The organism is Polaribacter pectinis (genome assembly GCF_014352875.1).
In the GTDB taxonomy this organism is placed as follows: Bacteria; Bacteroidota; Bacteroidia; order Flavobacteriales; family Flavobacteriaceae; genus Polaribacter; species Polaribacter pectinis.
In genome coordinates, this window is the sequence record NZ_CP060695.1 from 719806 (window position 1) to 738658 (window position 18853).

The window sequence follows — 18853 nt, forward strand, 5'->3', positions numbered from 1 at the left end:
TTTTAACTATTAAATAAATTATCTATTTGGTTTAATGTTAATGTTTTAAATGTTGCTTTTCCAAAAGGAGAAACAGTTGGTTCTTTACAAGAAAATAAATTATTTACTAAACTTTCTTGTTCTTTTTCAGATAATAAAGTACCTGTTTTTATAGACAATGTTTTTGCAAATGATTTTGCCATTACATCAAAATGACTAAAACTAGCATCTGGTACTTCTAAATTTATATCATTTAATAATTCTTCTAAAATGATGGTAATTTTACTTTCTGTTACAGACACAGGAATTCCTTTTATTGTAACACTATCTTTTGTAAACTCATCAAAAGAAAAACCAGCGTTTTCTAATTCGCTTTTAATGGTGTAAATCATTTCTATTTCTGCGGAAGAAAAAGAAATTTTTACAGGAAATAATAATTGCTGACTATTAGCTTCTTTAACGGTAATGCTCTCTAAAAATTGTTCATATAAAACTCTTTGATGCGCTAAAGATTGATTAATTAAAACCACGCCAGATTTTATCAAACTCATTACATATTTACGCTGAATTTGAAAGGTTTTCTGTGTTTTTTCTTCTTGTTGATGGTCAAACAAAGTTTCATTTGGTTGGTTTTCTATTGTATCAACAGAAGTATACAAAGACTCCCAACTTTGTGTGTTTTTTTCTCTTTTAAAAGGGAAGTTTATTTCTTTTTGTTCTACTTCTTTAAACGGATTAAAATCTGGGTCTACAGAAATTTTAGGCACCGAAGCTGTTTTAGAATTCGATTTAAAATGATATGGTGTATCTAAATTTGCATCTCTGTTAAAATCTAAAACTGGTGCAACATTGTATTGACCTAAACTATGCTTAACAGTTGCACGCAACATTGCATATAGTGCTTTTTCATTGTCAAACTTTATTTCTGTTTTTGTTGGATGAATATTTATATCAATTGTACTTGTTGGTACAGTAAGATAAAGAAAATAGGAGGGATGTGCTCCTTGTTCTAACAGGCCATCAAATGCATTTACTACTGCATGATTTAAATATGAACTTTTTATAAACCTATCATTTACAAAAAAGAACTGTTCACCTCTTTTTCTTTTAGAAAATTCTGGTTTAGCAACAAAACCTTGTATGTTAACAATATCAGTTTTTTCATCTATAGGAACTAATTTTTCGTTCATTTTAGAACCAAAAACTGCTACAATTCTTTGTCTAAGATTACTACTTTTTAAATGATAAACCTCGTTGTTGTTATGGTGTAATAAAAAAGAAATTGCAGGATGTGCTAAAGCAACTCTTTGAAATTCATCTATAATGTGTCTTGTTTCTACGGTATCAGATTTTAAGAAATTTCTTCTTGCAGGAATATTGTAAAACAAGTTTTTAACAGCCAGACTTGTTCCTTTTCCTGTAGAAATAAAATCTTGAGAAACTATTTTACTTCCTTCAATTTTTATACAAGTTCCTAATTCTTCGTTTTCTTGTTTTGTTTTTAATTCTACATGTGCAATTGCAGCAATAGATGCCAAAGCTTCTCCACGAAAACCTTTGGTACATAAATTAAATAAATCTTCTGCTTTTTGAATTTTAGAAGTTGCATGGCGTTCAAAAGACATTCTTGCGTCTGTTGTACTCATACCTTTTCCATCATCTATAACTTGTATAAGTGTTTTTCCAGCATCTTTTAACAACAATTTTATATTTGTTGCGCCAGCATCAATTGCATTTTCTAATAATTCTTTTACAACAGAAGCTGGGCGTTGTACGACTTCTCCTGCAGCAATTTGGTTTGCAACATGATCTGGTAATAGCTGAATAATATCTGACATTAATTTCTTTTGAAGATAGATAAATCGAAATCTATGATGTATAAGAAGATCAACACTAAAATAGAAATGATAATTAAGAGTGTTTTGTTTACGCTCTTATCAGAGTTTTTTAAATCGTCTATAGCGTCTCCAAACCTACCTTTAATACCTTTATTTTTACCTGCGGTTTTTCTAAATTGATCTAATTTGTGTTCAATTTTATAAGGGTTTCCTTCGCCTTTATAATAGCGAGGTTGATAATCAAATTTTTTGTTTGTACGTCTTAAAAATCCCATAGTTCTGTAAATAATTGGTGAATAGTTATTTGAATAAATCAAATATGATACCAATTTTAAAGCTGTTCAAATTTAAAGAATTTAAAGGAATTTCTCAAAGAATGATTGTAAAAGTATTCTTAAAAATATATAAGTGAGAATTAGTTTTTAAAAACCAATACTATCACTTTTTCTATCTATATTTTTAAGTGCAGCCATTTTTACAGCAGCCACAGCACATTCTATACCTTTATTACCTAATTTACCTCCAGATCTGTCTAAAGATTGTTGTTTTGTATTGTCTGTAAGTACGCAGAAAATTACTGGAACGTCGTATTTAATATTTAAATCTACAATACCTTGTGTAACTCCTTCACAAACAAAATCGAAATGTTTAGTTTCTCCTTGTATTACATTTCCAATAGCAATAATAGCATCAACTTGTTGCGATTGAATCATTTTTTTACAGCCATACACAAGCTCGAAACTTCCTGGAACATCCCAAGAAATAACGTTTTCTTTTGTTGCGCCACAATCTAATAAAGTTTCTATTGCGCCTTTTTTTAGGTTTTCTGTAATTTCTGGATTCCATTCAGAAACAACAATCCCAAATCGAAAAGATTTCGCATTTGGGATTGTAGCTTTATCGTAATAAGATAAATTGGTTGTTGCCATTTATTTAGTTGTTAGTGTTTAGTTTTTAATGTTTTGTTTCTTAATTTAAAACAAAATGCTAAAAACTGAAAACTATTGTGCAGCATATTTAGATGCTCCAATAAATTTTTCTATATCTCTACCTTGGTCAGATGTTGGATAATTGTCTTTTATTCTAGTGAAAAAAGTTTCTGCTTTATCAAACTTCTTTAATTCCATTGCTGTTTGTCCAGCTTTGTATAAAAATAAAGGAGTTGTAAACTCATTGTCTTTTTTATTTGCTGCTTTAGCATAATATTCTAAAGCATCTTCTGGTTGATTAATGTCTGCAAAAGCATCACCAATTGCACCTAAAGAAACAGGACCTAACATTTCATCATCAGAATTAAATTTTTCTAAGTATTCAATTGCTTTTTCGTAATTCTTCATTTGTAAGTAAGAAACACCAGCATAATAGTTTGCTAAATTTCCTGCATCTGTACCACTATAAGATTTTTCAATGTCTAAAAAACCATAGTTACCATCTGCACCTTCTAAACCTAAAGTAAGTAAAGAGTCAATACCAGAACCAGCAGTTGCAGCTTCATCGAAATATTTTCTTGGAAAAGCTAACTCGTTAGAAGCATTTCTTTCATTTGGTTCTACAACATATTTTGTGTATCCCATATATGCTAAAAAGATAACAACAATACCTACTAAAGTGTAGAATAATGGTTTGCTGTTTTTCTCAATCCATTGTTCTGATCTAGAAGCTGTTTCATCTAAAGTATTTAAAACCCCAGCAGTTTCGAATTCAGATTCGTCTATTTGATTTTCTTCTTTTTTACCTTCTGGTTTATATTTCTTCTTGTAAGTTGCCATATTTCCTTAAAAATTAGTGGCGACAAAAATAGTTTTTTTAATTGGATTTTAAAAGGAGATAATTCGCAAAATTTTCAATAATTTGCAATTCGTTTTTAAGACCATTTATAATTCATGTATTTACAGAAGCTTTCTTTAGTTAATTTTAAGAATATAGAATCGCAAACTTTTGATTTTCAGCAGAAAATAAATTGTTTTGTAGGAAATAATGGTGTGGGGAAAACGAATGTTTTAGATGCGATTTATTACTTGTCTTTTGCTAAAAGTTACTTTAATTCTGTCGCAGTTCAGAATATTAGACACGGAGAAGGATTTTTTATGGTGGAAGGAGATTACCTTTTAAACGATAGAAATGAAAAAATTGTTTGCAGTTTAAAAAAAGGTCAGAAGAAGGTTTTAAAAAGAAACGGAAAAAATTACGAGAAGTTTTCTGAACATATAGGACAATTACCTTTGGTTATTATATCTCCAGCAGATAGAGATTTGGTTACAGAAGGAAGTGACACCAGAAGAAAATTTATAGACGGAGTAATCTCGCAACAAAACAAAAAGTATTTACAAGATTTATTAGCATATAATAAAGTGTTAAGCCAAAGAAATGCGTTGTTAAAATATTTTGCTGCAAACAGAACTTTTGACGCTTTAAATTTAAGTGTTTATGATGATCAACTTTCTAATTATGGTAGTAGAATTTATGAAGTTAGAAAAGCTTTTTTAGAAGATTTTATTCCTATTTTTAATGAAAAATATCAAATAATTTCCGATGATAAAGAGAATGTGAATCTTATTTATAAAAGTCAATTACACGATTTTTCTATGAAAGATGCTTTACAAAAATCTTTAGAAAAAGATAAGATATTACAATACACTACATCTGGTATACATAAAGATGATTTAAGTTTTGAAATTGGTGAATACCCAATTAAAAAATTTGGTTCTCAAGGCCAGCAAAAATCGTATTTAATTGCCCTAAAATTTGCACAGTTCGAGTTTATAAAACAACAATCTAATGTAGTGCCTATTTTGTTATTAGATGATATTTTTGATAAATTAGATGAAAGTAGAGTTTTACAAATTATAAATTTGGTTGATAATGACGAATTCGGACAAATATTTATTACAGACACGCATTCTGATAGAACTGAAAATATTGTAAAACAAAGTAATAAACCATATCAAATTTTTAAATTGTAAATTGTTTACAATACTTCTAACAACCCAATAATCTAAAGTTAAATGGCAAAAAGAGAAAACGATTCTTTTTCGGTAAAAGATTTAATGCAAAGCTTTATTAAAGAAAACAATTTAAGCAAAGGAATGCAGAAAATTAAGGTAGAAGAAACTTGGATTAAAATGATGGGTCCAGGAGTTGCAACCCATACTACTTCTGTTAAACTTCAAAACAAAACTTTAATCATTAATTTAACTTCTTCTGTTTTACGTGAAGAATTAAGTTATGGAAAAGAGAAAATTATAAAAATGATTAATGAAGAATTGGGTGATGAAGTTGTTTCTAAATTGATGTTGGTGTAATTTATTTGATTCTCATAGGAAAACTATATGATATTCCAGTTGGTTTATCTCTAAAAATAAATGGTTCTAATTTGGGCAACAAATCTGTTACTCTATCTATTTCAGAAAAAATAATTTTACTGTAATCTGCACTATTAATGTAAATAAACTCTCCTCTTTCAGTTAAAACGAGATTTATAAATATTCTTTTAATATTATTTTGTTTAAAATAACTTAGGTCTAAATTATCATAAAAATGTTGTTTTACTTTTTCATCAAAACAAGTTTTATATTTTTTTTTACACCCAGGAAAAACAGGTGCATCGCCTACTAACAAGAAATTTATAGTTTCATCACGTTTAGAATTTTCTAATTTTCTCCTATTTTGTTTTTCAAACTCCTTAATTCCCATTTTTATTTTAACATACATTTCTTTAGAAACATTTACATCCTTATAATTTTTATTGATACCATAAATTTCTTTCAGTTTCTCAAAAGGAACAGAATTTTCAAAACTAGAAATATATGTATTAGAAAGATTTTTAATTTTTAGGGAAATACTGTCATAAAGCCCAACAGTTAATGTTTTTGCATTTAATTTTTTTTTGATTAATTTGTCATTGGCCATAATCTCTAGATACATTATTTTGGCATTTGTGCTACCTAATAATTCTTTGGCAATTTCTAAATGCGATAAACTTTCAGAATATTTTTCTAATTGAAACTTCTTCTCTGCATCTACAAATTCAATTTTCGCTATATTATTTTGAGAATTTATATTTGCAACAAGAAAAAATGCAAGAAGAAGAAAAAAATGTTTCATAGTTAGGTTTTTTTTTGAAAATAATGTTTTCAAAGTTATAATTTTCCCTTTTAATTACAAACTAAAGCAATACCACAAAAAAAACTCGCAACTTTCGCTGCGAGTTTTTAAAATATTTTTTAAAAATACTAGAATTGCTCTCTTCCAGAAAAATGGAAATTTCCTTCAATTTCTGCATTTTCATCAGAATCAGAACCATGTACAGCATTTTCTCCCATAGAAGTTGCATATAATTTTCTAATAGTTCCTTCTGCAGCATCAGCAGGATTTGTAGCACCAATTAAAGTTCTAAAATCGTCTACTGCGTTGTCTTTTTCTAAAATTGCAGCCACTATTGGACCACGAGTCATAAATTCTACCAACTCACCAAAAAACGGACGCTCATTATGCACTGCATAAAAAGTTTCTGCGTCAGCTATTGTCATTTGAGTTTTCTTTAAAGCTACAATTCTAAATCCTGCAGCATTAATTTTGTCTAAAATTGCGCCAGTATGTCCGTTTTCTACAGCATCTGGTTTAAGCATAGTAAATGTTCTATTTGTTGCCATTGTAAATGTTTTTCGAGTTTTCTTAAAATCGGCGCAAAATTACACCTTTTTTTTAATTAAATTGTATCTTCGCCACTTATGATTTTAAAAGGATTTGAAGAATTAAAAACTTTTCTTGATAAACCAAGAAATATTGTAATAATTGGACATAGAAATCCGGATGGAGATGCTATGGGTTCTACATTGGCGTTATATCATTATTTCAACAAAAAAGGACACAACCCTACAGTTGTTGTACCAAATGAATATCCAGAATTTATACATTGGTTGCCAGGTTCAGACACAACTTATCGTTTCGATTGGCAAAATTCTCAATCTCAAAAAGCAATAAATAATTCTGATATTATTTTTCTTTTAGACTTTAATGCGTTGCACAGGGTTGGTTTTGATATGCAAAATACATTAGAGAAATACCCAAATGATTTTGCAATGATAGACCATCATCAACAACCTGATGATGTAAAATACATGTATTCTGATGTCGAAATTTGTTCTACCTGTCAAATGGTATATCAATTTATTGAAATGAACAATGATTTGGATCTAATTGATGCCGATATTGCTACTTGTTTATATACAGGAATCATGACAGATACTGGTTCTTTCAGATTTCGATCAACCACAAGTAAAACACATAGAGTTATTGCAGATTTAATTGATAAGGGTGCTAAAAATGATAAAATTCATAACAATGTTTATGATGCAAACTCATATAATAGATTACTGTTGTTAGGGCAAGCTTTAAGTAATTTACAGATTTTACCTTCCTATAATACAGCGTATATTACTTTAACAAATGAAGAGAAAAAACGGTTTGATTTTCAAAAAGGAGATACAGAAGGAGTTGTAAATTATGCTCTTTCATTAAAAGGAATTGTTTTTGCAGCTATTTTTATTGAAGATGCAGACCAAAATATTGTAAAAATATCTTTCCGATCTAAAGGTAATTTTTCTGTAAATAAATTTTCTAGAAATCATTTTGAAGGTGGAGGCCATGACAATGCTGCGGGAGGAAAATCTGATCTTTCAATGGCAGAAACAGTTACTAAATTTGTAACATTATTGCCAGAATATAAAAAAGATTTAGAAACGTCTTATGAAAATTAGAAGTCTATTTTTTCTGATGGTTATTTGTTTTAGTTGTTCAAAAACAACACCTAGAAAACCAATAAATCCAAAACCATCATCAACCATATTAAAGGAAACTATTTCTGCATCTAAAGTTTTAAATGAAGCAGAAGATGCCAAAATTATAGCTTTAATACAGAAAGATTCAACTAAAACATATATTACTTCTCCAAACGGTTTTTGGTATACTTATTTAAATAAAGTTGAAGAAGATATACCAACTCCACAAGCAGGACAAGAAGTAACATTTTCTTATAATATTACAGATTTGAATGATGTAGTAATTTATAGCACAGAAGAATTAGGCATAAAAAAATATAAAATAGACAAAGAAGATTTTATTGCAGGAATTCAGAAAGGAATAAAGTTGATGAAAATAGGAGAAACTATTACATTTGTCATTCCATCTTACAATGCTTTTGGTATTTCTGGAGATGGAAATAAAATAGCAATTAATCAATCTATAAAAAGTACAGTAACATTATTAAATATAAACTAAATAAAAAAATGAAAATTATAAAATACACATTAGCAGTAGCAATTTCAGCAACCTTATTTTCTTGTGGAAACCAAGTAAAAGAAGTAAAATCATTAGAAACTGATATAGATTCTGTAAGTTATGCAATTGGTTTAACAATGTCTGGACAACTTAAAAATGGTTTTAAGGAAGTAAATAAAGATATTTTAACACAAGCAATTAGAAACGGTTTAGATTCTACAAATTTATTAATAGAAAATAAAGATGTGCAGAATATCATAAGAAACTATTTTCAAAAAGTACAAGAAGCAAAAAAGCAAGAAGAGTTAGCAAAATCTGAAGTTTATAAAACAGAAGGAGTTGCTTTTTTAGAAGCTAATAAAACCAAAGAAGGTGTAAAAACTACAGATAGTGGTTTACAGTATATTGTTTTAAAAGAAGGAACTGGAGAAAAACCAGGACCAACTACAAAAGTAAAACTTCATTATCATGGTACAACAATAGATGGTACCGTTTTTGACAGTTCTGTTGATAAGGGAAAACCATACGAATTGGCAGTAAACCAATTTGTAAAAGGTTTTGGAGAAGGATTACAATTAATGAAAGAAGGAGCAAAATTTAAATTCTTTATTCCACAAGAATTGGCTTATGGAGCAACTCCAAGACCAGGAATTATAAAACCTTACATGGCTTTAATCTTTGAAGTAGAATTATTAGAGGTAAAAAAATAAAATAGTAATGAAGAATTTTAAATACATTATTGTTCTTGTGCTTTTAATTACTGCTTGTAAAGCAGCAAAATATAAAGATTTACAAGAAGGACTTTATGCAGACGTTCAAACCAATAGGGGAGATATTTTAATAAAGTTACACGCAGAAGAAGTACCTATGACGGTTGCAAATTTTGTTTCTCTTGCAGAAGGTACCAATACCAAAGTTACAGATTCTTTAAAAGACAAACCATTTTATGATGGTATTCGTTTTCATAGAGTTATACCAAATTTCATGGTTCAAGGAGGAGATATAACTGGAACAGGAAGTGGTAGCATAGGATATAGTTTTGCAGATGAGTTTCCTACAGATTCTTTAGGTAATTTAATTTATAAACATGACACCAAAGGGGTTTTATCTATGGCTAATCGTGGGCCAAAAACCAATTCTAGTCAATTTTTTATAACTCATAAAGCTACACCTTGGTTAGATAGAAAACATTCTGTTTTTGGTAAAGTAGAAACAGGTTTAGATGTTTTAGACAGTATTCAACAAAACGATACTATTAAAAAAGTAGATATTATTAGAGTTGGTAAATTTGCCAAGAATTTTGATGCTTCTAATGTTTTTATAGCTGAATTAGAAGGTGCTGCACAAAATGAAAAAGAATATACAGAAAAATTAGAAAAACTAAAAGAAGCATTCTTAAAAGAAAAAGGAATTGACAAAGCTAGAAAAACCGATTCTGGTTTAAAAATTCTTGTTTTAAAAGAAGGAAAAGGTAAAAAATTTAATAGAGCTATTCCTGCAACAATGAATTATACAATTTCTTTAGCTTCAGGTAAATTAATTCAATCTACAGAAAACAATGCAAAACCGTTTGTGTTTACATTAGATAAGCAACCAATGATAGCAGGTGTTAATGAAGCGCTTTTAGAAATGAGAGAAGGAGATAAGCAAAGACTTTTTATACCTTATTATTTAGGTTATGGAGAGAAATTATATGGACCTTTTCCAGAAAAATCTGATATCGTTTTTGATATTGAATTGTTAAAAGTAGGAGAGTAATTTGTTAGACTCTATCATAAATTTAGACAAGCAATTACTAGTTTTTTTAAATAATCTAGGAAATGAACAATGGGATCCATTTTGGTTGGCAGTAACTAACCAATTTCACTGGAGCCCATTGTTCCTTCTTGTTTTTTTTCTAATTATAAAATCTTTTGGGTGGAAACGTGGAGGTTTTATGATTTTATCTATGATAATTTTGGTAGCTTTTTCAGATCAGTTTACCAATTTAATTAAAGACACAGTTCAAAGATTAAGACCCAATAACGATCCAGAAATAAAAGATCTTTTAAGAACTCTAATTAATCCACAGAGTTATAGTTTTATGTCTGGCCATGCAACAACATCTACTTTTTTTACAGTTTATGTTACATTGCTTTTAAAAGGAAAATATAAATATATTTACTTGCTTTTATTTTTTCCTGCAATATTTGCGTATAGCAGATTGTATTTAGGAGTACATTTTCCAATAGATATTTTCGTAGGAATTACCATCGGAACAATTTTTGCAAATTTATATTTTACACTCTATAAAAAGATAGACAAAGTTTCTTTTGCTTAACGTTTTTTATTATTGAAGTATAAATATTTTGTAGAATGATAAAATGCTTCCAATAAACTATCCATTTTTTTAGTGATTATAGGGTTGTCATTTTTAATATCTTTTAAATCTTTCTTATTTAAATTATACAACCCGTTTGTTTTAGTAATGGTTGTTTTAGAATAATACAAACTATCTTGTATCAATCCAGCAGCAGGTTCTCCGTTAATTTTTAAGTAAACAAAAGAAGCATTTTTTGTATTAGTAGAATCTAATAAGTTGTTTCCTAGCGTATAATTTGTATGGTTTAGTTTTGCTAAATTAGCTAGAGTAGGGAACAAATCAACCAACTTACCATTTTTAGTTATTGTTTTTGGTTGAACGTATTTAGGAGCATGAATAAAGAAAGGAACATGTTGTAATTGAATATTTAAATCATATTCTTTACTATATTTCTCTGTGGCATTCATAGCAGTGTTATGATCTCCAAAAAAAGCAAAAATAGTATTATCATAATAGCCAGATTTTTTTGCTCTTTCTAAAAAACGATTCACATTAAAATCTAAGTACCTTAAAGCGTTTAATTGTGCTACAGACTTAAAACCAGAAGCTTTTAAATTGTTTTCAGAAACTTCATTTTCCTCCAAAGTTTTATAACTTTCTTTTTCATCTGGTACTGTAAACGGAATATGATTAGAAGCAGTTTGAATATATGCAATAAAAGGTTTGTCTTTTTGATGTAGTTTTTCTAATTCTTTGTTAGATTCTTTAAAAAGTTCATAATCGTCTATACCCCAAACATCGGCTCTATTTTCGGTTTCATAACTTCCTTCTTCAAATATTTTTAAGCCGTTTATATTTGCTTGAAAAACGCCTCTAATATTCGCCCAATTTGCACTTCCCCCAAGAAAATAGAGTTTTTCATAATCTTTAAATTGATCAAAAATAATTCTCTGATCTTGAATTAACGGATTCCTTGAAGCAGTTCTAACATCTTCAATGTCTGGTAAACCTGTTATACTCGCAAAAACACTTGCTGCTGTTCCAGATTTATGAACGTAAAAGTTAGAAAAATTAAGACTGTTTTTTAAAATTGAATCCATTTTTGGAGTGCTATTTATAGCATTTCCATAGAAACTCATTGGCTTTACGCCAACAGATTCCATCATAACAATAACAACGTTTGGTTTTTTAGTAAAAGTGGAATCAAAAACTACTTTTCTTTCAAAAGAAACGCTATCTTTTGGTAAATCTAAATGTTCTGCAATAACTGGATAATATTTATTGAATTCTTCCATATTTACACCTTCACTTCTGTATGCAAAACTGTCAAAAAAGTATAAAACTGGGTTCAAAGCAAATTGATTAACAGCATTTTTCTTTGAGAAAAAAGCTTCGCTCCAACGCAAAGGATAATGATTAATACTGTTATAAATTCCGAACGATAATAACAAAAAAGTACCAATAAAATATACAGCTTTTATTTTTTTTGAAATTGTATTTTTCTGGTTTTCAAACTGGTGAAATAAAAATTTAGAAAATTTGTAAATAAGAAAGCACAGAACTAAAAGCCCAAATATCCCTTTGTAAATAGGATAACTTTCAACCAATACCTGGCTAGAAATTTTTAAATTACTTAAAAAACGAAGAGAAGATGCGTCTAAACGTATGCTTAAATAATCGTAATAACCGAAATCGAATAAAAAGAAAAGTGTTAAAATTAAATAGGCAAGAATTAAATAAATAGTGGCTATTGTCTTATATATATTGTTCTTAAAAAAACGATAATTTGTTATCAATACTAAAATTGCTAACGGAAAAAAAGTTAGAACCGCTAACTTAATATCAAAACGAAAACCCAACCAAAATGCTTTTCTAATTTCTTCAGAAGAGACATCTTCTAGCTGTGCAAAGTAACTATAAAATAGCACTCTAAAAATGGCTGTAAAAACAAACAAGAAAAAAACATTTGTAAAAATGTATTTTATATAATTAGGTATTTTTTTAAACATTATATCATCTTAAAGATACAAAGGTATTTATTTTATAGAAACTTCAATTTTTTAAAATAAAAAAAGAGAATAAAAAGTATAAAATTCAGTAAATTTGCGCTCGGAAACGCAGAAAAAAAGATTATGAAAATATCATACAATTGGTTAAAACAATTTTTGCAAACAGATTGGGATGCTACCAAAACTGGAGAATTGTTAACTGATTTAGGTTTAGAAGTAGAAGGAATTGAAACTAAAGAATCTATTAAAGGAAGTTTAAAAGGTATTGTTGTGGGTAAAGTTCTTAATTGTATACAACACCCAAATGCAGATAGATTAAAAGTTACAACTGTAGATTTAGGTTCTGGAGAACCTGTGCAAATTGTTTGCGGAGCACCAAATGTGGCTGCTGGTCAAAAAGTACCTGTAGCAACTATTGGAACAACTTTATATGATGATAAAGGTGAAGGTTTCAAAATTAAAAAAGGAAAAATTAGAGGAGAAGAAAGCCATGGAATGATTTGCGCAGAAGACGAATTAGGTCTTGGAAAAGGTCATGATGGAATTATGGTTCTTGATGAAACTTTAGAAGTTGGAACGCCAGCTGCAGAAGTTTTTAACATAGAAACTGATGAAGTTTTCGAAATAGGATTAACACCAAATAGATCTGATGCAATGAGCCATTTTGGAGTTGCAAGAGATTTAAAAGCAGGTTTAATTCAGAAAGATGTAAAATTAGAATTAATTTCTCCTTCTGTGAGTGATTTTCATGTAGATGAAAGAACTTTACGTTTTGATGTTGAGGTTGATAATAAAGAACAAGCTCCTAGATATTGTGGAATTACTATTACAGATATTGAAGTAAAAGATTCGCCAGAATGGATTCAAAATAGATTAAAAGCTATTGGTATAACTCCAAAAAATAATATTGTAGACATTACAAATTATGTGCTACATGAAGTTGGGCAACCTTTGCATGCTTTTGATGCTCAAAAAATTAAAGGAAATAAAATTCTTGTTAAAACCTTAGAAGAAGGTACAAAGTTTACCACTTTAGATGAAGTTGAAAGAGAATTATCTGCAGAAGATATTATGATTTGCGATGCAGATTCTAATCCGCTTTGTATTGCTGGAGTTTTTGGTGGATTAAAATCTGGAGTTACAGAAAACACAACTTCTATCTTTTTAGAAAGTGCGTATTTTAACCCAGTTTCTGTTAGAAAAACGGCAAAAAGACACGCTTTAAATACTGATGCTTCTTTTCGTTTTGAACGTGGAATTGACATAAACATGACAGAATATGCAATAAAACGAGCAGCTTTGTTAATTGAAGAATATGCTGGAGGTAAATTGTCTTCAGACGTTTCAGATTTTTATCCAGAGAAATTAGAAGATTTTCAAGTGTTTTTCTCTTACGAAAGTGCTTACAGATTAATTGGTCAAGAAATTCCTAAAGACACAATTAAAAATATTTTAGCTTCTTTAGAAATTAAAATTAATAGTGAAACAGCAGGAGGTTTAGGTTTAACAATTCCTTCTTACAGAACAGATGTTCAAAGAGAAGCAGATATTATTGAAGAAATTTTAAGAGTTTATGGATATAATAATATAGAGTTTTCACATAAATTAAATACTTCAATTTCTTTTGATTCTAATAAAGAAACTAAAATTGAAAATATTGTTGCAAATCAGTTAAGTGCTTTAGGTTTTAATGAAACCATGGCAAATTCATTGACAAAGCCAGAATATGCAAACTTATCTGAAAACATCAATGAAGAAGCTAATGTAGAGATGTTAAATCCGTTAAGTAACGATTTAAAAGTAATGCGTCAATCTTTACTTTTTAGTGGTTTAGAATCGGTTTCTTACAATATTAACAGAAAGAATAATTCATTAAAGTTTTATGAGTTTGGTAAAACTTACCATAAATATTCAGAAAAATACCAAGAAGATAAACACTTAACACTTTTTGTTACTGGAAACAGAACGAAAGAAAGCTGGAATGTTGCAGCAAATCCATCAGATTTTTTCTATACAAAAGGAATTATTACATCTGTTTTAAGTAGATTAGGTATTGATAAAGTAAAAACATCACCATCAAAACAGGATATTTTTTCTGAAGGAATTAGCTTTGGTTTAGGGAAGATTAAGTTGGTAGAATTTGGAGTAGTAAAAAGTTCTATTTTAAAAGAATTCGGAATTAAACAAGAAGTACTTTTTGCTGATTTTAATTGGGATACTATTTTAAAATTAACAGGAAATAAGAAAATAAAAGTATCAGAAATTCAGAAATTCCCTGCTGTAAAGCGCGATTTAGCTTTATTGTTAGACACAAAAACAGAATTTAAAGAAGTGTATAATTTGGCATTTCAATCTGAAAAAAAACTTCTAAAAGAAGTAGATTTATTTGATGTCTATGAAGGAGATAATTTACCTGAAGGTAAAAAATCTTATGCTGTTAGTTTTTTATTACAAGATGAAACTAAAACATTAGCAGACAAACAAATAGATAAAATAATGCAGAAATTACAGCAATCTTTCGAAAAGAATTTAGAAGCTGTTTTAAGATAACTTAAAAGCTCCATTTATTTGGGGCTTTTTTTATATTTGAGAAATATGTACAAACTAATAATTCGTCCAATTTTATTTTTATTCGATCCAGAAAAGGTTCATTATTTTACTTTTTCTTTAATTAGATTTTTATGTAAAATCCCTTTTGTTGCTTCAGTTTTTAGAAGTTTATACCAGGTAAATGATAAGCGTTTAGAGAAAACTTTATTAGGTCTTACATTTAAAAATCCTGTTGGTTTAGCTGCTGGTTTCGATAAAAATGCAGTTTTATATAACGAACTAGCAAACTTTGGTTTTGGTTTTATAGAAATTGGTACAGTAACTCCTAAAGGTCAAGTTGGTAATCCTAAAAAAAGATTATTTCGTTTAAAAGACGATCAAGGAATTATCAATAGAATGGGTTTTAATAATGAAGGAGTAGAAGAAGCAATTAATAACTTAAAGAAAAACAAACACAAAGTTATTATTGGTGGAAATATTGGTAAAAACACACAAACTTCCCCAGAAAATTATACAAAAGATTACCTCGAAGTTTTTAAAGAATTGCATCCTTTTGTAGATTATTTTGTGCTAAATGTTAGTTGCCCTAACGTTGGAAGTCACGCAAAACTAAATGATAAAGATTACTTGGTAGAGTTAATTACTGAATGCCAAAAAGAGAATAATTTATTTAAAATTAAAAAGCCAATTTTATTAAAAATCGCACCAGATTTGAACGATATTCAATTAGATGAAATTATAGAATTGGTTGCAGAAACTAAAATTGACGGAGTAATAGCTTCTAACACATCTACAAATAGAGCCAATTTAAAAGCCTCTAAAGAACGTTTAGCTGCAATTGGAAATGGAGGTATAAGTGGACAACCAATAAAAAATCAAAGCACAAAAGTTATTAAATATTTAGCAGATAATTCTAACAAGTCGTTTCCAATAATTGGAGTAGGAGGAATTCATTCTGCAGAAGATGCTTTAGAAAAATTAAATGCTGGTGCAGATTTAGTACAAGTCTACACTGGTTTTATTTATGAAGGCCCAAGTTTACTTAAAAGAATTAATAAAGCTGTTTTGAAAAATTTATAATTTTTATTCTGTAATTATTTTCTGAATTAAAGTATCCTTTTAATGTTAGAAACCCTTATTTCTTTTGCAATAGCAACTTCGGTTTTATCTATTTCTCCTGGCCCAGATAATATTTTTGTTTTAACACAAAGTATTGTAAACGGAAGAAAATTTGGTATAGCGACTGTTTTTGGGTTGATGTCTGGTTGTCTTATTCACACAACTTTAGTAGCGTTTGGTGTTTCTACTATTATTAAAGAAAATCCGAATATCTTTTTTGTTATTAAACTTTTTGGGGCAGGATATTTGCTGTATTTGGCTTATAAAGTTTATAAAAGTGATGCAGATATTACATTTTCAACAGAAAACGTACAACACAAAACAACTCTACAATTATTTAAAACTGGGTTTCTAATGAATGTTTTAAACCCAAAAGTAACAATTTTCTTTTTGGCTTTTTTTCCACAGTTTTTGTTTTCTGAAACAATATCAACTGTAGTTCAGTTTTACATTCTTGGTTTTATATTTATTCTAGTTTCCTTTATTGTGTTTGGAAGTATTGCTGTTTTAGCGGGAAGTATATCAGCATATCTAAAACAACACAAAAAAATAGGATTGTATTTAAAATGGGCGCAAATTATTGTGTTTACATTAATTGCAGTTCTAATTTTGATTTAGGAAGTTTTGTTAACGTTGTTGTATAAGATTTGTTAAGTTGGTTAAACTACTTAAATATTATCTTCCAAGAAAGTCTATTAAGCTTTATTAACTAATTTAGGGTACTGTAAATCAATTGTTTGGGGTGTTGTAAGTAATGGTTATTCAATTGACTTTCTCATTTTCAAGTATTCATTATAAAATTTATCAGAACTCAAATTTGTTTTTTTAGTTCCATAGTAAAACATACTAATCAACGTGTCTTTTAGTTTAGAATTTTCTGAAAATAAATCATTATTGTCTTTATTTTGAATTACTATTGAAGAATACATTTCTTTTCTATTCTCAACTCCTGAAGCAGTTACAGTATAAAACTCTTCTTTATCTTCAAAAAGTCTACATTTTTTCCAAATAAGGTAATTTTTAAATTCATTTATTTTTATTGCTTCGTCCCATTGGCCAAATTTTTTGAACATATATTTCTTTGTATGCAAGGCTGATGAAAGATGAAGTCTTAATTCATTAAAATATAATGAATCATTATCCTTCAGAATTAAAATTTTTGCAATTTCAATATTTTTATTATTTTTTAGTAATTCTCCACCATTTTGTTTTAAGGAAGAACAACTTAAAATTAATAAAACTAAAATAGACAGTATTTTTATTTTCATAATTATTTGCAACGTTTGTATGTTTATTCAGCGTTTTATAAACTTAGTTAGCCAATTTATATTTTTTAAAGTTTAGATACAAATTAAATTACAGTCTTATTCTAAAACCTCTTTTTACACTGAAATATCCATTTTTTTAAATTTTTAGCATAGTAGCAACCCATATAATGAGAAAATTTTGGTAGTATTATGTAAATAATTTTACTTTTCTTTTCATTTGATTTTTCAATTATTTATGTAATATAAAGTTTATTTTGTTTTCCAGTATAATGCAATAATTAAGGGAACTTTTTCTCCTTTTTTAATTTCAGGAATACTCAATCTAACAGACCATTTTTTATTATTATCTAAAATGAATTCATGCGTTTTTCTTCCTTTTTTTAGTTGGTATTCTTTTACGCTACTCTTCTTTGTTGTTGGATAATATTTATACTCTATTTTCTTCTCTTGTGATAAGCAAAAGAAAGAAATAAAGAGTAAACAATACCCAAAAAAACTTTTAAAACGAGGCATAAATTATTGATTTAAAGATAAAACCATACTTTGTAAACATAAAAATTAATTTTTTTTATGATTTAATATCATTTCTTTAAAATTATCAATAAAAGAAATGAAAATGAAAACTCAAAAATTGTATATTTGAATTGATGAAAAAAGTCAAAATTATAGAATGTCCACGTGATGCAATGCAAGGAATAAAATCTCATTTTATTTCCACAGAAAAAAAGGCATTATATATCAACTCTTTATTAAAAGTTGGTTTCGATACTATTGATTTTGGAAGTTTTGTATCACCAAAAGCGATTCCGCAAATGCGAGATACAGCAGCAGTTTTAGCAAAGTTAGATTTGTCTAAAACAGAAAGTAAATTGTTAGCGATTATTGCCAATATTCGTGGTGCAAATGACGCTGCACAATTTGAGGAAATAGATTATTTAGGATATCCTTTTTCTATTTCAGAGAATTTTCAAATGCGTAACACTCACAAAACAATTGCAGAATCTATAGAAACTTTAGACGGAATTTTAAATATTGCAGACAAATCTAATAAAGAAGTTGTAGCTTATTTATCAATGGGTTTTGGAAATCCTTATGGAGATCCTTGGAATGTAGATATTGTTGGAAATTGGACAGAAAAATTGTCTAAAATGGGCGTTAAAATTTTATCGCTTTCAGATACAGTTGGTACTTCTACACCAGAAGTTATCGATTATTTGTTTTCTAATTTAATTCCTAAATATCCACAAATAGAATTCGGCGCACATTTACACACAACTCCAGACAAATGGCATGAGAAAGTAGATGCTGCTTTTAAAGCTGGTTGCCACAGGTTTGATGGTGCAATAAAAGGTTATGGAGGTTGCCCAATGGCAAAAGATGAATTGACAGGAAACATGCCAACAGAAAAGTTATTATCTTATTTTACTGCAGTAAAAGCAGATACAAATGTAAAGCCAATGAGTTTTGAAAGTGCTTATAATAAGGCTTTAGAGATTTTTATTTAAGCCT

At 28.4% G+C, this 18853-nt stretch carries 20 protein-coding genes; 11 read left to right on the plus strand and 9 right to left on the minus strand.

Translation table 11 applies throughout. The features are described from left to right. Positions 1-2 precede the first annotated feature (2 nt). From mutL to H9W90_RS03450, 4 genes are all read right to left on the minus strand, one after another. Positions 3-1817, minus strand: coding sequence for a DNA mismatch repair endonuclease MutL (mutL, locus tag H9W90_RS03435; protein ID WP_187483067.1), 1815 nt, complete (start codon positions 1815-1817; stop codon positions 3-5). Then, positions 1817-2092 (minus strand): riboflavin synthase subunit beta, encoded by a 276-nt coding sequence (locus tag H9W90_RS03440; RefSeq protein WP_187483068.1) that lies wholly within the window; start codon positions 2090-2092, stop codon positions 1817-1819. The genes mutL and H9W90_RS03440 overlap by 1 nt, the downstream gene beginning before the upstream one ends. Positions 2093-2239: 147 nt before the next feature. Then, positions 2240-2746, minus strand: a complete 507-nt coding sequence (ribH, locus tag H9W90_RS03445; RefSeq protein WP_187483069.1) for a 6,7-dimethyl-8-ribityllumazine synthase — start codon at positions 2744-2746, stop codon at positions 2240-2242. 72 nt (positions 2747-2818) lie between these two features. Next, on the minus strand, positions 2819-3586 hold the full coding sequence (locus H9W90_RS03450) for a tetratricopeptide repeat protein (protein WP_187483070.1): 768 nt from the start codon (positions 3584-3586) through the stop codon (positions 2819-2821). Positions 3587-3700: 114 nt separating this feature from the next. Between H9W90_RS03450 and recF the strand changes: the two genes are divergently transcribed. Next, positions 3701-4780 carry a DNA replication/repair protein RecF gene (gene recF / locus H9W90_RS03455; protein ID WP_187483071.1) on the plus strand — a complete coding sequence of 360 codons (1080 nt, stop codon included), beginning with the start codon at positions 3701-3703 and terminating at the stop codon, positions 4778-4780. 42 nt (positions 4781-4822) lie between these two features. Next, the gene (locus H9W90_RS03460; RefSeq protein ID WP_187483072.1) at positions 4823-5119 is read left to right on the plus strand and encodes a DciA family protein; all 297 of its coding nucleotides are present in this window, start codon (positions 4823-4825) and stop codon (positions 5117-5119) included. Position 5120: 1 nt separating this feature from the next. Here the strand turns inward: H9W90_RS03460 and H9W90_RS03465 are convergent, their stop codons facing one another. Further along, a complete protein-coding gene (locus tag H9W90_RS03465; protein ID WP_187483073.1) occupies positions 5121-5921 on the minus strand; it encodes a hypothetical protein in 801 nt (266 codons plus the stop codon). 128 nt (positions 5922-6049) lie between these two features. Beyond that, a complete protein-coding gene (locus tag H9W90_RS03470) occupies positions 6050-6469 on the minus strand; it encodes a nucleoside-diphosphate kinase (protein ID WP_187483074.1) in 420 nt (139 codons plus the stop codon). Between the two features lie 78 nt (positions 6470-6547). Here H9W90_RS03470 and H9W90_RS03475 point away from each other — a divergent pair, with 78 nt between their 5' ends. The 5 genes from H9W90_RS03475 to H9W90_RS03495 are packed head-to-tail and all read left to right on the plus strand — an operon-like array spanning position 6548 to position 10416. Continuing rightward, positions 6548-7576 carry a DHH family phosphoesterase gene (locus H9W90_RS03475; protein ID WP_187483075.1) on the plus strand — a complete coding sequence of 343 codons (1029 nt, stop codon included), beginning with the start codon at positions 6548-6550 and terminating at the stop codon, positions 7574-7576. After that, the gene (gene gldI / locus H9W90_RS03480) at positions 7566-8096 is read left to right on the plus strand and encodes a gliding motility-associated peptidyl-prolyl isomerase GldI (RefSeq protein ID WP_187483076.1); all 531 of its coding nucleotides are present in this window, start codon (positions 7566-7568) and stop codon (positions 8094-8096) included. The genes H9W90_RS03475 and gldI overlap by 11 nt, the downstream gene beginning before the upstream one ends. Before the next feature lie 8 nt (positions 8097-8104). Beyond that, the gene (locus tag H9W90_RS03485) at positions 8105-8806 is read left to right on the plus strand and encodes an FKBP-type peptidyl-prolyl cis-trans isomerase (protein WP_187483077.1); all 702 of its coding nucleotides are present in this window, start codon (positions 8105-8107) and stop codon (positions 8804-8806) included. A gap of 7 nt (positions 8807-8813) precedes the next feature. Beyond that, positions 8814-9854: a peptidylprolyl isomerase gene (locus H9W90_RS03490; protein WP_187483078.1), complete on the plus strand. Its 1041-nt coding sequence runs from the start codon at positions 8814-8816 to the stop codon at positions 9852-9854. A gap of 1 nt (position 9855) precedes the next feature. Then, entirely contained in the window at positions 9856-10416 is a 561-nt protein-coding gene (locus H9W90_RS03495) for a phosphatase PAP2 family protein (protein WP_187483079.1), read from the plus strand. Here H9W90_RS03495 and H9W90_RS03500 read toward each other — a convergent pair. After that, positions 10413-12407, minus strand: coding sequence for an LTA synthase family protein (locus H9W90_RS03500; RefSeq protein ID WP_187483080.1), 1995 nt, complete (start codon positions 12405-12407; stop codon positions 10413-10415). The genes H9W90_RS03495 and H9W90_RS03500 overlap by 4 nt on opposite strands. Positions 12408-12530: 123 nt before the next feature. Between H9W90_RS03500 and pheT the strand changes: the two genes are divergently transcribed. The 3 genes from pheT to H9W90_RS03515 are packed head-to-tail and all read left to right on the plus strand — an operon-like array spanning position 12531 to position 16694. After that, positions 12531-14957, plus strand: a complete 2427-nt coding sequence (gene pheT, locus H9W90_RS03505; RefSeq protein ID WP_187483081.1) for a phenylalanine--tRNA ligase subunit beta — start codon at positions 12531-12533, stop codon at positions 14955-14957. Between the two features lie 45 nt (positions 14958-15002). Then, positions 15003-16037 (plus strand): quinone-dependent dihydroorotate dehydrogenase, encoded by a 1035-nt coding sequence (locus tag H9W90_RS03510; protein WP_187483082.1) that lies wholly within the window; start codon positions 15003-15005, stop codon positions 16035-16037. Between the two features lie 42 nt (positions 16038-16079). Continuing rightward, positions 16080-16694 carry a LysE family translocator gene (locus tag H9W90_RS03515; RefSeq protein ID WP_187483083.1) on the plus strand — a complete coding sequence of 205 codons (615 nt, stop codon included), beginning with the start codon at positions 16080-16082 and terminating at the stop codon, positions 16692-16694. Between the two features lie 140 nt (positions 16695-16834). On the opposite strand, the gene H9W90_RS03520 is transcribed toward H9W90_RS03515, so the two are convergent. Both H9W90_RS03520 and H9W90_RS03525 read right to left on the minus strand, forming a co-directional pair. After that, positions 16835-17344, minus strand: coding sequence for a hypothetical protein (locus H9W90_RS03520; RefSeq protein ID WP_187483084.1), 510 nt, complete (start codon positions 17342-17344; stop codon positions 16835-16837). 249 nt (positions 17345-17593) lie between these two features. Beyond that, complete coding sequence (locus H9W90_RS03525; RefSeq protein ID WP_187483085.1) at positions 17594-17857, minus strand: hypothetical protein; 264 nt, start codon at positions 17855-17857, stop codon at positions 17594-17596. Positions 17858-17991: 134 nt separating this feature from the next. Between H9W90_RS03525 and H9W90_RS03530 the strand changes: the two genes are divergently transcribed. Beyond that, a complete protein-coding gene (locus H9W90_RS03530; protein ID WP_187483086.1) occupies positions 17992-18849 on the plus strand; it encodes a hydroxymethylglutaryl-CoA lyase in 858 nt (285 codons plus the stop codon). The last annotated feature ends 4 nt before the right edge of the window (positions 18850-18853 follow it).

Coding starts and splice junctions, on each gene's coding strand:
- H9W90_RS03530 (WP_187483086.1), top strand. CDS start 17,992: ATGAAAAAAGTCAAAATTATAGAATGTCCACGTGATGCAATGCAAGGA.
- H9W90_RS03465 (WP_187483073.1), bottom strand. CDS start 5,921: ATGAAACATTTTTTTCTTCTTCTTGCATTTTTTCTTGTTGCAAATATA.
- H9W90_RS03475 (WP_187483075.1), top strand. CDS start 6,548: ATGATTTTAAAAGGATTTGAAGAATTAAAAACTTTTCTTGATAAACCA.
- recF (WP_187483071.1), top strand. CDS start 3,701: ATGTATTTACAGAAGCTTTCTTTAGTTAATTTTAAGAATATAGAATCG.
- H9W90_RS03490 (WP_187483078.1), top strand. CDS start 8,814: ATGAAGAATTTTAAATACATTATTGTTCTTGTGCTTTTAATTACTGCT.
- H9W90_RS03440 (WP_187483068.1), bottom strand. CDS start 2,092: ATGGGATTTTTAAGACGTACAAACAAAAAATTTGATTATCAACCTCGC.
- H9W90_RS03470 (WP_187483074.1), bottom strand. CDS start 6,469: ATGGCAACAAATAGAACATTTACTATGCTTAAACCAGATGCTGTAGAA.
- H9W90_RS03520 (WP_187483084.1), bottom strand. CDS start 17,344: ATGAAAATAAAAATACTGTCTATTTTAGTTTTATTAATTTTAAGTTGT.
- pheT (WP_187483081.1), top strand. CDS start 12,531: ATGAAAATATCATACAATTGGTTAAAACAATTTTTGCAAACAGATTGG.
- H9W90_RS03460 (WP_187483072.1), top strand. CDS start 4,823: ATGGCAAAAAGAGAAAACGATTCTTTTTCGGTAAAAGATTTAATGCAA.
- H9W90_RS03515 (WP_187483083.1), top strand. CDS start 16,080: ATGTTAGAAACCCTTATTTCTTTTGCAATAGCAACTTCGGTTTTATCT.
- H9W90_RS03510 (WP_187483082.1), top strand. CDS start 15,003: ATGTACAAACTAATAATTCGTCCAATTTTATTTTTATTCGATCCAGAA.
- H9W90_RS03500 (WP_187483080.1), bottom strand. CDS start 12,407: ATGTTTAAAAAAATACCTAATTATATAAAATACATTTTTACAAATGTT.
- mutL (WP_187483067.1), bottom strand. CDS start 1,817: ATGTCAGATATTATTCAGCTATTACCAGATCATGTTGCAAACCAAATT.
- gldI (WP_187483076.1), top strand. CDS start 7,566: ATGAAAATTAGAAGTCTATTTTTTCTGATGGTTATTTGTTTTAGTTGT.
- H9W90_RS03525 (WP_187483085.1), bottom strand. CDS start 17,857: ATGCCTCGTTTTAAAAGTTTTTTTGGGTATTGTTTACTCTTTATTTCT.
- H9W90_RS03485 (WP_187483077.1), top strand. CDS start 8,105: ATGAAAATTATAAAATACACATTAGCAGTAGCAATTTCAGCAACCTTA.
- H9W90_RS03450 (WP_187483070.1), bottom strand. CDS start 3,586: ATGGCAACTTACAAGAAGAAATATAAACCAGAAGGTAAAAAAGAAGAA.
- ribH (WP_187483069.1), bottom strand. CDS start 2,746: ATGGCAACAACCAATTTATCTTATTACGATAAAGCTACAATCCCAAAT.